Genomic DNA, 11,572 nt, shown 5'->3' on the forward strand with positions numbered 1-11,572 from the left:
TGGGTGCGGTCGGTGGGACGACGCGGGCGCGCGTGCCGGAGGGGTGCCGGGCCCGCCCCCCGAGTCTGGCACGGGGGGCCTGTCGGTCGGATGTGTGCCGCGCGACGCCGGAGGCGCGCGACGGGCGGCCGACACACCCCGCGATCGTGACGTTGACCGCGCGTAACCGTCCGCTCACCGGAACAGGACCACGGCAAGTGGATGCTGCGTGCTTCACCACATCGGTTCGCCCGTATGCTTCGGCCCACCTTCAGACGTCTCAACGCGTCAGCTCCCCCATAGACGCGGCGACTCACCCAAGGGAGTGGCATGCAGCCTGTAGCCAGCGCACCGCGAGCCGACCCCTGGCGTGCCGACCGACGTACCCGACCTCCCGGTCGGGAGGCATGACCCGCCCGATGCGACCGTCCCGGCTGCTCCGTACCGACACCGCCCGCGGACCCGCGGGTGGAGAGGTCGACATGTCACCGATTGCACCACCGGCCGCCCCCGAGGCCGCCATGCCGCTGCCCCGGCAGCGCCCCCGCGAGACCGCACCGCCCGAGCCGCCCGCCCCCGGGCCGGCCGCGGCCGTCGACGGGCCCGATCCGGTCGACGAACCGGACACCGCAGGCGCCTGGTCGCTGGTCCGTGCCGCCCAGGAGGGCGACATGGACGCGTTCAGTCAGCTCTACGACCGCTACTACGACGTCGTGTTCCGCTACGTCCTGTTCCGCATGAACGACCGGACGCTGGCCGAGGACATCACGCAGGAGGCCTTCGTCCGGGCGCTGCGGCGCATCGGCTCGGTCACCTATCAGGGCCGCGACATCGCCGCGTGGTTCGTCACCATCGCGCGCAACCTGATCTTCGACCACGTGAAGTCGAGCCGGTACCGGCTGGAGTCCACGACGGCCGACATCATCGACCTCTCGCCGAGCACGCACGGTCCCGAGCAGCAGGTGCTCGACGGCGCCACCAACGACGAGCTCATCCGCTGCGTGCGCAAACTGAACCCCGACCAGCAGGAATGCATCACCCTGCGGTTCCTGCAGGGGCTCTCGGTCGCCGAGACGGCGCGCATCATGGATCGCAACGAGGGCGCCGTCAAGGCCCTGCAGCACCGCGCGGTCCGCCGGCTCGCCCAGCTGCTGCCGGAGGGCCTGCGATGACTCGGCGCCTTATCGTCCCACCAGCCGTAGGCGTTACGGGTGCGGCGAACGAACAACTCGATGCGGTGAACGGTCTCACAGCCGTAACCCCTCGCCCGGAGCCTCGTTGTACCGGCGACAGTCGAGAAAGCGCAGCAGGCCCGGGCGCCGCGACACAGAGCGCAGGGATGCAGTGAGGACGGCCAACATGCCCGCCGGACAGGGCAAGGACGCAGAGCAGCTGGACGCGGCGATCGAGCAGGGGACACCCCCCGGCTCCGTCGCCGATCCCGAGCTCGCGCGTGATCTGGAGATCGTGGCGATGCTGCGGACGCGCCGTGCGGAGTTCGATCCGCACCCCGCGGCCCGCTCCGACGCCAAGCAGCGGCTGATGGCCGCGCTGCTGGCGGCACAGGCCGAGGACCGCGCCGCCGCGGCGCCCCGCGCGCCGCACCCCGCCGAGCTCACCGCGCCCCTGCCGTCCCTCGCCGGACCCCCCGTACCGGTCGGCGCCGCCGACGAGACCGCCGTCATCGGCCGGGTCACCGACGAGGTCCTCGACGGGGAGGCCGGCCCCGCGGTCGAGTCCCCCGCCGCCGAGTCCCCCGCCGCGGAGTCCCCCGCCGTCGAGGCGCCGGTGGTCCGGTCCGCCCGGCCCGGCCGGCACAGCCTGCCGACGCGCCCCGGTTCGCGCGCCCGCTCCCGGGCCGCCGCGCGCCCGCCGTCCCGTGGCCTGCGGCGCCGGTTCGCCGTCGTCGGGGCGGCCGCGATGGTCGCCATGGTCGCGATCGCGACGGTGGGGGACTTCGCCAGCCGCAACGCGCTGCCCGGCGACGCGCTGTACGGCGTCAAGCGCGTGGCCGAGAACACCGGCCTCGCCTTCACCTTCGACGACACCGAGCGCGCCCAGCGCCACCTCGCGATCGCCACCACGCGCCTCGACGAGGTCGAGCAGCTCGTCCAGCTGGGCGCCGGCGCCACGAGCGTCGACCCCACGCTGGTGGAGAGCACGATGCGCGACTTCGACACCTCCACCGGTGAGGGCTCGCGGATGCTGCTGGGCGCCGACGAGGCCGCCGCGGCACCCGCGCTGGGCGACCTGCGCACCTGGGCCGCCGAGCAGGCCGCACGCCTGTCGGTGCTGCGCTCCTCGCTGCCGGAGCCTGCCGTGGCCGAGGCCGACAGCTCCCTCGCCCTGCTCGACCGCCTGGTCGGGCGCACCGAGGCGCTGGAGGCGCGCAGCTCCTGCTCCGAGGTCGCCTCCGCGTCCTCCGACGACCTGGGCCGGCTCCCGGCCGACGGCACGTGCTCCCCGCGGGCGCAGGTCGCCGACGACCCGTCGACCGCCGTCGACGAGAGCGTGACCCCGACGACGAGCCCGGGCGGGTCCTCGTCGAGCACCACCCCGGGCACGACCACCCCCCAGACCCCGACCCCCGACGGCGGCCTGCTGCCCGAGCTGGGCCCCGACGGCCTCCCGCTGCCCGGCCAGGAGGGTCTGTCCACCAGCGGCGGGGAGGGCGAGGGGGACGTCTCGATCCCGCTGCCGCTGGTGCCGCCGATCCTGCTGCCGCCGTTGCTCCCGGGCATGCCGGGCGTGTCGATCGGCTGATGTCGCCGCTCCTGCTCGGGCCCGGGCCGCCGCGAAGGATCCTTCGCGGCGGCCCTGCTCGTTAGGGTGGTGCTCCCGACCGTCGTCGAAACCGGAGGAGCGCAGGTGACCGGCGCAGCAGACGCCCCGATCGGGATCGACGCATCCACGGCGCTCGATCCGGCCGTCCGGGCCGGGGAGGCCTCGGCCGCCGCCGCGGTCGCCGCGGGCGACGGCGGCCCCGCCGACGTCCCGCTGACCGACCTCACGGCGGCGGCGTTCTTCGACGTCGACAACACGATGATGGTCGGCGCCTCGATCTTCCACTTCGCCCGCGGCCTGGCCGCGCGCAAGTTCTTCACCAGCTCCGACCTGGCCGGGTTCGCCTGGCAGCAGGTGAAGTTCCGGGTCGGCGGCCGGGAGAGCACCTACTCGACGACCACCGGGCGCGACACGGCGCTGTCGTTCGTCGCCGGGCGGGGGGTCGAGGAGATCACCGAGCTCGGCGAGGAGATCTACGACGAGCTGATGGCCGACCGGATCTGGGCCGGCACCCGGGCGCTGGCGCAGATGCATCTCGACGCCGGCCAGCGCGTCTGGCTGGTCACCGCCACCCCGGTGGAGCTGGCGCTGATCATCGCGCGGCGGCTCGGGCTCACCGGGGCGCTCGGCACGGTCGCGGAGAGCGTCGACGGGGTCTACACCGGCCGGCTGGTCGGGGAGATCCTGCACGGGCCCGCCAAGGGGCACGCCGTGCGCGCACTGGCCGCCGGCGAGGGTCTGGACCTGCGCCGCTGCACGGCCTACTCCGACTCGGTCAACGACGTGCCGATGCTCTCGGCCGTCGGCACCGCGGTGGCGGTGAACCCCGACTCCGCGCTGCGCGACATCGCGCGGGCCCGCGGCTGGCAGATCCGCGACTTCCGCACCGGCCGCAAGGCCGCCCGCATCGGCGTGCCGTCGATGCTGGGGGCGGCCGCCGTCGCCGCGGCCGGGATGGCCGTGCGCAGGCGCTGAGCGCCGGTCAGCCCAGGAAGGCGTTGCGGCGCTGGGACAGCAGCCGGTAGAGCGTGTGCTGGATGGTCTCGCGGACCTGGTCGGTGAGGTTGAAGACCAGCATCGGGTCGTCGGCCTCGGTGACGCCCAGCCCCTCGGTGCAGATCGGCTCGCCGAACTCGATGTACCACTTCGACGGGAGCGGGACGAGCCCGAGCGGCCCGAGGTGCGGGAACGTCGGCGTGACCGGGAAGTACGGCGCGCCGAACAGGCGGGCGAGCGGTGCGATGTCGCCGATCTTGGGGTAGATCTCCTCGGCCCCGACGATGGAGCACGGGATGATCGGCACGCCGGTGCGCAGCGCGGCCGAGACGAAGCCGCCGCGGCCGAAGCGCTGCAGCTTGTAGCGGTCGCGGAAGGGCTTGCCGATGCCCTTGAAGCCCTCCGGCCACACCCCGACCAGCTCGCCCGCCGACATCAGGCGCTCGGCGTCGGGCGAGCAGGCCAGCGTGGAGCCCTGCTTGCGGGCCAGCGAGCCCAGGACGGGCAGCTTGAACATCAGGTCGGCGCCCAGCATCCGCAGGTGCCGCTGCGCGGGGTGGTCGTCGTGCAGGGCGACGGCCGTCATCAGCGAGTCGAGCGGGAAGGTGCCCGAGTGGTTGGCGACGATGAGCGCGCCGCCGGTGTCGGGCACGTGGTGCATGCCGATGGTCTCGACGCGGAACCAGCGCTCGTAGAGCGGGCGCAGCGCGGGCAGCAGCACGTTGTCGGTGAGCTCGGCGTCGAAACCGAAGTCGTCGACGGTGTAGTCGCCCGTCAGGCGCCTGCGCAGGAACGCCAGCGCCTCGGCGAGGGGCTCCTCCCAGTCGGCGACGGCCTCCGCCTCGGGGGCGGGGGCGGGGGCGGGGGCGGGGGCGACGGGCTCGGGAGCCACCGGCTCCGGTCCGGCCGCCGCGCCGCCGAGCCGCCAGCGGGTGCGCGCCCCCGTCCGGTCGGCGTGCAGCGGGATGACGTGGGCGTCGGACACGGAGGCTCCCCTCGCGTCGGCGTGCGTCACCGCAGGCTCCGGGCGGCGGCCAGCACGCCACGCTCCACCGACTCGATCTGCTCGGCGGAGATCACCGGCCGCAGGGCGCGGCCGCGCACGTAGTCGTCGAAGGCCTGGGTGGTGGTCCAGCGCGGGGTGAAGCCGAACTGGCGGCGCAGCCGCCCGGTGTCGACGACCCGGCCGAAGTTGAGGAAGCGCATCTGTTCCGGGGAGAAGTCGACGAGCCGCGCGCTGCGGAACAGCCGGCTCACCGGCCCGACGGCGCCGCTGGGCACCGGCAGCGGGACGCGCCCGGCCCGGCGGATGGCCTGGGACAGCAGCAGCACGCCGTCGGCGGCCACGTTGTAGACGCCCGGGATGTCGTGGCTCGTGGCGCGCTCCAGCACCGCCAGCGCGTCCTCCTCGTGCAGCAGCTGCACGCGGGCGTCGTAGCCCAGGACGGTGGGGATCACGGGCAGCGCGAAGTAGCGCGTGAGCACGGTGTCGATGCGCGGGCCGATGAAGTTCGAGAACCGCAGCACGGTGACCGAGACGTCGGGGCGGCGGCGGCCGAACCCGCGCAGGTACCCCTCGATCTCGACGGCGTCCTTGGCGTAGCCGCCCGACGGGAGGTCCTTGGGGGTGGTGGTCTCGTCGAACAGCGCCGGGTCGCGCGGGCTCGACCCGTACACCGACGTCGTCGACTTGAGCACCATGCGCCGCACCGTCGGCGCCTTCTGGCACGCCGCGAGCAGCTGCATCGTGCCGATGACATTCATCTCCTTCATCGTGGCGCGCCCCCCGGAGGATCCCGGGTTGGCCGAGAGCGACGCGTGCACGACGGTGTCGACCGAGGCGTGCTCGATGACCTTGGAGATGAGCGGGTTGCGGATGTCGGCGCGCACGAACTCGGCGCGGCCCATCCGGCGCAGCAGGTCGCGCGGCGGCGGCACGGTGTCGACGCCGAGCACCCGGTCGATGTCGGGGTTGGCCGCGAGCCGGGCGGCGAGGTGCCCGCCCAGGAACCGGCTGACCCCCGTGACGAGCACGACGGAAGGAGCCACGGAATCTCCTCCGGAGAACGAGCGATGCGGTGAGTGGCCGATGCTAGACCCTGCGCACCCACCCCGGGCCGGGTCGTGGTCACCGACACCCTGCACCGCGGGGGCCGCCGGCGGTCACCCGCCGGCGTGCCTCACTTGCCGAGCTTGCGACGCTGCACGCGGGTCTTGCGGAGAAGCTTGCGGTGCTTCTTCTTCGACATCCGCTTGCGGCGCTTCTTGATGACTGAACCCATGCTGGGTGCCTTCCTGGTCTACGGGTGGAGCGGACGGGCCCGGCGGCGGGTGGATCTGGGCAGCGCGGGAGGACGACCGGTGGTCCACCTTACCGGGGCACCCCGGCCGGCACTCAGCCCGCGTCGAAGTAGGCGTTGCGGAGGTAGTCCTCGACCGCGGGCCGGGGCACGCGGAAGGAGCGGCCGACCCGGGCCGCCGGCAGCTCGCCGGAGTGCACGAGGCGGTACACCGTCATCTTGGAGACCCGCATGGTCGCCGCGACCTCGGCCACGGTCAGGAACTGCACCTGGGCGAACCCGTGCTGCTCGGACGCCATCGCGCTCACCGCTTTCGACTGGTCACCAGTCCACGGCACTGGTGTTCCCGGAGAGCTTAGCGGTGCCGCTGTGACGACTTCGACACGCATCGCCACACGAGCGTGTCCTTCAGCCTCGCGTCAGGGTGATAAGGGGTCGTCCGATCGGGTCACCGTCCTGCCGCCGAGCGACCCAGCTCGACCGATCGGTCGCGCGCCGCCTCGATCGCGTCGATCAACGCGGCCCGCACGCCGTGCTTCTCCAGCTCCCGGATCGCGGCGATCGTGGTGCCCGCCGGGGAGGTGACGGCCTCGCGCAGGATCACCGGGTGGTCGTCGGACTCGCGCAGCATCCGGGCCGCCCCGAACGCCGACTGGACGATCAGCTCGGCGGCCGTCGCGCGGGGCAGGCCGAGCAGGATCCCGGCGTCGATCATGGCCTCGACCAAGTAGAAGAAGTACGCCGGGCCGGAGCCGGACAGGGCAGTCACCGCGTCCTGCTGCGACTCCGGGACCCGCACGACCCGCCCCACCGACCCGAGGATCTTCTCGACGGCGGCGACCTGGTCGTCGCTGCTGTGGGCGCCGCCGGAGACCGCGCTCATCGCCTCACCGACCAGCATCGGGGTGTTCGGCATGACCCGGACGGCCGCCGTGCCGTCGGGCAGCGCGCCCTCGATGACGGCCAGCGGGATGCCCGCGCACAGCGACACCACCAGCGTGCCCGGCCGGATCACCGCGCGCAGGTCGGCCAGCACGGGCACGATGTCCTGCGGCTTGACGGCGACGACGACGATCTCGGCGTGCGCGGCGGCCCCGGCGACGTCGACCGCGGCCACGCCCAGGCGTGCGGTCAGCTCCGCGGCCCGCTCGGGGTGCCGCTCGGTGAACACCAGCTCGCCCGGCGCCCGCCCGGCGGCCAGCAGCCCCGCCAGCAGCGCCTCACCGATCTTCCCCGCCCCGAGCACCGCGATCCGTGTCATGGGTCCAGACGGTAGCCCGCTACCCCAGCGGGGCCAGGGCCAGCTGGCGGGCCTGGCAGACCAGCCGGCCCGCGGCGTCGACGACGGTGGCGTCCTCGTCGAACCAGGTGCCGGCGACGACGCGCGAGCGCGACTCCACCCGCAGCCACCCCGGGGCCGGCTTCGCGCGGAGCAGGGCCGTCAGCTGGACGGTGGGGGCCCAGCCGAAGCGGCCGCCGACGTTGAACACGGTGGGCGGCAGGATGTCGCCGGCCAGCAGGGCGAACAGGACGTCGGTGGGCTCGTCGCGCGGGCGGGTCCAGCCGCGGACCACCGGCGGGCCCTGCTCGCGGCGCATGAACGTCATCGACGACTCGTCGAAGCGCAGGTCGCACGACGTCGACAGGCCGAAGACGCTCTGCCCGGCGCCGGGGTCGAACGCGTCGGCGGGCGGCTCCGGGGCCAGGTCCGGCAGGTCGGCGTGCTGCGGCTCGTCGTCGGGCAGGACCCCCGCGGTGACGGTGGCCGCGAGCATCGCCTTCCCGCCCTGGCTCATCCGCACGGCCACCACCGACACCGTGCGGCCGAGCTTGAGCACCTCCGTCGTCATCTCGACGGGGCCGGGGTCGGGCGCGCGCAGGAAGTCGGCGGCGACGGCCAGCGGGTCGGGGGCCGCGCCGGGGGCGTCGGCGTCGAGGCGGGCCAGCCCGGCGCGGGTGAGCAGCACCAGCAGCAGCCCGCCGTGCGCCTTGGGCCCCACCGTCCAGTGCGGGCCCAGCTCGGCGGCGAAGCGGCCGCCGCCGAGGTCGTCGATGGCGATGGCGCGGCGGAAGGGCGCCGTCTCCGTCCCGGTCGTCATGGGAGAAGCTCTATCACGCGCCCGCGCCCGACCCGGTGTGATCAGGGCAACGCGGGGTCCGGAGCGGCCTGCAGGTGCAGCCGGGCGAACAGCAGCGACTCGGCGAGCAGCGACGTGCGCTCGTAGCGGGTGCGGCAGCGCCGGGTGCTGATCTCCAGCACCACGACACCGCTGAAGCCGGACGCCGCCAGCCGCTCGCAGACCTCCGCGCACGGCTGGGCGCCGCGCCCGGGCACCAGGTGCTCGTCGCGGGGGGAGCCGCTGCCGTCGGCGAGGTGCAGGTGCCGCAGGCCCTCGCCCATGCGGTCGAGCATGGCGAGGGCGTCGGAACCGGCGGCGGCGGTGTGGGAGAGGTCGAGCGTGTAGTGCGCGTGGCCGACCTCGGTGGGGTCGTAGCCGGGGCTGTAGGGCACCGCGCGCACGGGGCCGCGCTGCACCGGGAACATGTTCTCGACGGCCAGCGCGACGGCCCCCTCTCCCGACGTACCGGCCTCGCCCGCCCTGGCCACCTCGTCGGCGAAGGCCGCGGCGTAGCGGCGCTGCCAGCGGAACGGCGGGTGCAGCACCACAGTCCCGGCACCGAGCTTCCTGGCCGCATCGACGGAACGTCGGATGCGGACGATCGGGTCGGCCCCCCACACCCGTTGGGTGACCGCGAGACAGGGAGCATGCACGGCCAGTACCGGCACCCCGTACCGCCGGGCGAGGCGGTCGACGGCGGCGACGTCCTGGCTCACCGGGTCCGACCACACCATCAGCTCGACGCCGTCGTAGCCCAGCTCGGCGGCCACCTCGAAGCCCGCGGCGACCGGCTCGGGGTAGACCGACGCCGTCGACAGGGCGACGGGGGGCGAGGGGCTCATCTGCCCATGAGTACCAGGATCGCCGGCGACACGGTGAGCAGGAGCCCGACGAGGACCGCGAAGATCGTGGTGCGGCGGTCGTCGTTGTGCAGCAGCGCCCGCACGATGACGACGAGCCCCACCGTGACCAGCACCGCGGAGGCGAGCGCGACGACCGGCAGGTTGCGCCACAGGAAACGGAACAGCACCCACAGCACGGCCCCGCCGAGCGCCCCGGCGACCCACTGGACCACCACCGCCGCCCAGGTCGGGGCGGCGGCCCCCTTCGCCGCGGCACCGCGCCCGAGGCGGCGCTCGCGCGGGGGCGGGCCGTCGGGGTGCTTGCGCAGGTCGACCGGTGCGCCGAGCCCGGCGGGCTCCTCGCCCGCGCCGACGGGCCCCGCGGGCAGCGGCGGGGCGTCGTCGACCTCGGCGCCGTCGCGCACGGCGTCCTGGGTGCGGGCCCGGTGCCAGGCCTCCGCGCCGACGGGGGCGGCGCCGACCATCGTCGACGGGCCGGCGTCGGGGTCGTCGGCCGGTGCGGACTGCTGCTGCGGGATCGGCCGCGTGAAGAGGTCCTCCTCCACCGGCGCGTCGTCGCGGTAGCGCGGCATGACGTCGGTGGGGCGGTCGCGCTCGGGCCCGGCGTCGGGCTGCGCGCGGTCGGGCTGCACGCGGTCGGGCCGCGCAGCGGGGGGTCGGGGCGCCGCGGCGCGGCCGGCCGGCGGCTCGGCAGGGCGGACGGGCGGCAGGGCCCTGACCGCGGGGGGCCGGGCCGGGGCGGGGGCGGCCGGGGCCGGGCCGAAGACCGGCTGCGGGGGCGCGCTCCGGCCGTTCGCCGGACGGCCGTTCGGGACCTGGCCGTCGCCGGCCGGGGCGGTGAACAGGTCGGGTTCGGGCGCGGCGGGGCCCGGGCCGTCGGCGGGACGGCCGGTCGGCGGGACGGCGGCGGGTGCGGGCCCCTGCCGGGGGACGACCCCGGGCGCGACCGGGTCGCGGGGCTCCGCGCGGTCGGTGACCGGCGGCCCCGGCTCCCGCGTGGCGAGCGGTGGCCGACCGGGCGGGGCACCCTCGTCCGGGTCGTCGCTCTCCCGGCGGCGGCGACGCCGTCCGCTGGCACCGCCGTTGCCGTGCTCGGCGAGCAGCTCGGCGACGGTGCGCTGACGGGGGTGGTCGGTCTCGGAACTCATCCAGTACACCGTGCCTCGTACGACGTCAAGCGTCCAAGTCCGTCCGGCGCGTCCTGCGCCGAGCGGTCGGTCTGTGCCGAGGGCGGGCGGGTCGAGGCCTCCAACGTGTCGAGCCTGCGGAGGATGACGCCCTCCCGCAGCGCCCACGGACAGATCTCCAGCTGCGTGATGTGCATCGCCCGCATCGCCGCCTCCGCGACCAGCGCACCGGCGACGAGCTGGTGCGCGCGGCTCGGGCTGACGCCCTCCAGCTCGGCGAGGTCGCCCGCCGACATCCGGGTGATGAACGCGGCGAGCTGGCGCAGCCCGACGTCGGTGAGCAGGCGCCGCGCCCGCGGCCCCGCGCTCGACGGCGCCGCCCCGGTGAGCCGGGCCAGCGAGCGGAACGTCTTCGACGTGCCGACGGCGAGGTCGGGCGCGCCGGCCCGCTTCATCCGCCGCGCGACGGGGGCCAGCTCGGTGTCGAGGTGGGCGCGCAGGGCGTCGATCTCGCGGCGCGAGGGCGGGTCGGACCGGAACCACTCGCGGGTGAGCCGACCGGCCCCCAGCGGCAGCGACGCGGCGACGGCCGGGTGCTCGTCGCGCCCGGCCGCGAGCTCCAGCGAACCGCCCCCGATGTCGAGCACCAGCAACCGGCCCGCCGACCATCCGTACCAGCGGCGGACGGCGAGGAAGGTGTAGCGCGCCTCGTCGTCGCCGGGCAGGACGTGCAGGCCCACGCCGGTCTCGTCGCGGACGCGGGCGAGGACGGCCGCGGAGTTGGTGGCGTCGCGCAGGGCGGAGGTGGCGAAGGCGAGCAGGTCGGAACAGCCCGCCTTCTGCGCCGCGGCCCCGGCCTTGGCGACGGCGCGGACCAGCGCGTCGGCCCCGGCCGGGGTCAGCGCGCCGGCGGCGTCGAGGTTCTCGGCGAGGCGCAGCTCGTCCTTCTCCGACGTCATCGGCGTGGGGTGCCCACCCCGATGGGCGTCCACCACGAGCAGATGGACGGTGTTGGAGCCGACGTCGAGCACACCCAGGCGCACCGGCCCAGGCTACTGCCCGGTCGTGATGCGGCCGTGACGCGGCCGTGATCGAACCCGTCTCACCCCTCGAACTTGTAGCCACGCCTCCCCCGCCCTGACCAGCCAGAACGCCGTACGAACGGCGGTGACCTGGGAGAACGAGCGGTGAGCACGGGTGGCGAGGTGTGACGAGGGGTCCCCCGGTTGGGGACTTCTGCGGGACCGGCGGGACTCACGTGGGACTGCTCGCGCCCATCAGAACGGCCCGGACCGGTGCTCGAACACCGGTGGCCCGGGCCTTGATCGCCACCAGGAGGCGACCCATGAACGAGGATCTCACCAGCCACGCGGCCGGGCGGCCGCACCTCGACTTCGACGCGA

Annotated in this window: 12 protein-coding genes; 3 read left to right on the forward strand and 9 right to left on the reverse strand. The window is 75.0% G+C overall.

Annotation, left to right across the window (positions count from 1 at the left end):
• Nucleotides 1-500: 500 nt before the first annotated feature.
• From PHY01_RS15300 to PHY01_RS15310, 3 genes are all read left to right on the forward strand, one after another.
• Nucleotides 501-1,151, forward strand: coding sequence for an RNA polymerase sigma factor (locus tag PHY01_RS15300; RefSeq protein WP_141279476.1), 651 nt, complete (start codon nucleotides 501-503; stop codon nucleotides 1,149-1,151).
• A gap of 187 nt (nucleotides 1,152-1,338) precedes the next feature.
• Nucleotides 1,339-2,742 (forward strand): DUF5667 domain-containing protein, encoded by a 1,404-nt coding sequence (locus PHY01_RS15305; protein ID WP_141279337.1) that lies wholly within the window; start codon nucleotides 1,339-1,341, stop codon nucleotides 2,740-2,742.
• Between the two features lie 105 nt (nucleotides 2,743-2,847).
• A complete protein-coding gene (locus PHY01_RS15310) occupies nucleotides 2,848-3,738 on the forward strand; it encodes an HAD family hydrolase (RefSeq protein ID WP_141279338.1) in 891 nt (296 codons plus the stop codon).
• Between the two features lie 7 nt (nucleotides 3,739-3,745).
• On the opposite strand, the gene PHY01_RS15315 is transcribed toward PHY01_RS15310, so the two are convergent.
• The 9 genes from PHY01_RS15315 to PHY01_RS15355 form a co-directional block, all read right to left on the reverse strand.
• A complete protein-coding gene (locus tag PHY01_RS15315; protein ID WP_174824123.1) occupies nucleotides 3,746-4,744 on the reverse strand; it encodes a lysophospholipid acyltransferase family protein in 999 nt (332 codons plus the stop codon).
• A 26-nt stretch (nucleotides 4,745-4,770) separates the two neighbouring features.
• A complete protein-coding gene (locus PHY01_RS15320; RefSeq protein ID WP_141279339.1) occupies nucleotides 4,771-5,808 on the reverse strand; it encodes an NAD-dependent epimerase/dehydratase family protein in 1,038 nt (345 codons plus the stop codon).
• A 131-nt stretch (nucleotides 5,809-5,939) separates the two neighbouring features.
• Nucleotides 5,940-6,041 (reverse strand): 30S ribosomal protein bS22, encoded by a 102-nt coding sequence (locus PHY01_RS15325; RefSeq protein WP_010241351.1) that lies wholly within the window; start codon nucleotides 6,039-6,041, stop codon nucleotides 5,940-5,942.
• A 113-nt stretch (nucleotides 6,042-6,154) separates the two neighbouring features.
• A complete protein-coding gene (locus tag PHY01_RS15330; protein WP_141279340.1) occupies nucleotides 6,155-6,358 on the reverse strand; it encodes a helix-turn-helix domain-containing protein in 204 nt (67 codons plus the stop codon).
• 149 nt (nucleotides 6,359-6,507) lie between these two features.
• The gene (gene proC / locus PHY01_RS15335) at nucleotides 6,508-7,320 is read right to left on the reverse strand and encodes a pyrroline-5-carboxylate reductase (RefSeq protein WP_141279341.1); all 813 of its coding nucleotides are present in this window, start codon (nucleotides 7,318-7,320) and stop codon (nucleotides 6,508-6,510) included.
• Nucleotides 7,321-7,339: 19 nt separating this feature from the next.
• Complete coding sequence (locus tag PHY01_RS15340) at nucleotides 7,340-8,158, reverse strand: thioesterase family protein (protein ID WP_141279342.1); 819 nt, start codon at nucleotides 8,156-8,158, stop codon at nucleotides 7,340-7,342.
• A 41-nt stretch (nucleotides 8,159-8,199) separates the two neighbouring features.
• Nucleotides 8,200-9,021, reverse strand: coding sequence for a sugar phosphate isomerase/epimerase family protein (locus PHY01_RS15345; RefSeq protein ID WP_141279343.1), 822 nt, complete (start codon nucleotides 9,019-9,021; stop codon nucleotides 8,200-8,202).
• A complete protein-coding gene (locus PHY01_RS15350; RefSeq protein ID WP_141279344.1) occupies nucleotides 9,018-10,190 on the reverse strand; it encodes an Rv0497 family membrane protein in 1,173 nt (390 codons plus the stop codon). Before PHY01_RS15350 ends, PHY01_RS15345 begins: the two co-directional genes overlap by 4 nt.
• A complete protein-coding gene (locus tag PHY01_RS15355) occupies nucleotides 10,187-11,212 on the reverse strand; it encodes a Ppx/GppA family phosphatase (RefSeq protein ID WP_141279345.1) in 1,026 nt (341 codons plus the stop codon). Before PHY01_RS15355 ends, PHY01_RS15350 begins: the two co-directional genes overlap by 4 nt.
• Nucleotides 11,213-11,572 lie beyond the last annotated feature (360 nt).

The organism is Pseudonocardia hydrocarbonoxydans (assembly GCF_006539565.1).
Lineage (GTDB): Bacteria > Actinomycetota > Actinomycetes > Mycobacteriales > Pseudonocardiaceae > Pseudonocardia > Pseudonocardia hydrocarbonoxydans.

Coding starts and splice junctions, on each gene's coding strand:
- PHY01_RS15300 (WP_141279476.1), top strand. CDS start 501: ATGCCGCTGCCCCGGCAGCGCCCCCGCGAGACCGCACCGCCCGAGCCG.
- PHY01_RS15305 (WP_141279337.1), top strand. CDS start 1,339: ATGCCCGCCGGACAGGGCAAGGACGCAGAGCAGCTGGACGCGGCGATC.
- PHY01_RS15325 (WP_010241351.1), bottom strand. CDS start 6,041: ATGGGTTCAGTCATCAAGAAGCGCCGCAAGCGGATGTCGAAGAAGAAG.
- PHY01_RS15330 (WP_141279340.1), bottom strand. CDS start 6,358: ATGGCGTCCGAGCAGCACGGGTTCGCCCAGGTGCAGTTCCTGACCGTG.
- proC (WP_141279341.1), bottom strand. CDS start 7,320: ATGACACGGATCGCGGTGCTCGGGGCGGGGAAGATCGGTGAGGCGCTG.
- PHY01_RS15340 (WP_141279342.1), bottom strand. CDS start 8,158: ATGACGACCGGGACGGAGACGGCGCCCTTCCGCCGCGCCATCGCCATC.
- PHY01_RS15345 (WP_141279343.1), bottom strand. CDS start 9,021: ATGAGCCCCTCGCCCCCCGTCGCCCTGTCGACGGCGTCGGTCTACCCC.
- PHY01_RS15350 (WP_141279344.1), bottom strand. CDS start 10,190: ATGAGTTCCGAGACCGACCACCCCCGTCAGCGCACCGTCGCCGAGCTG.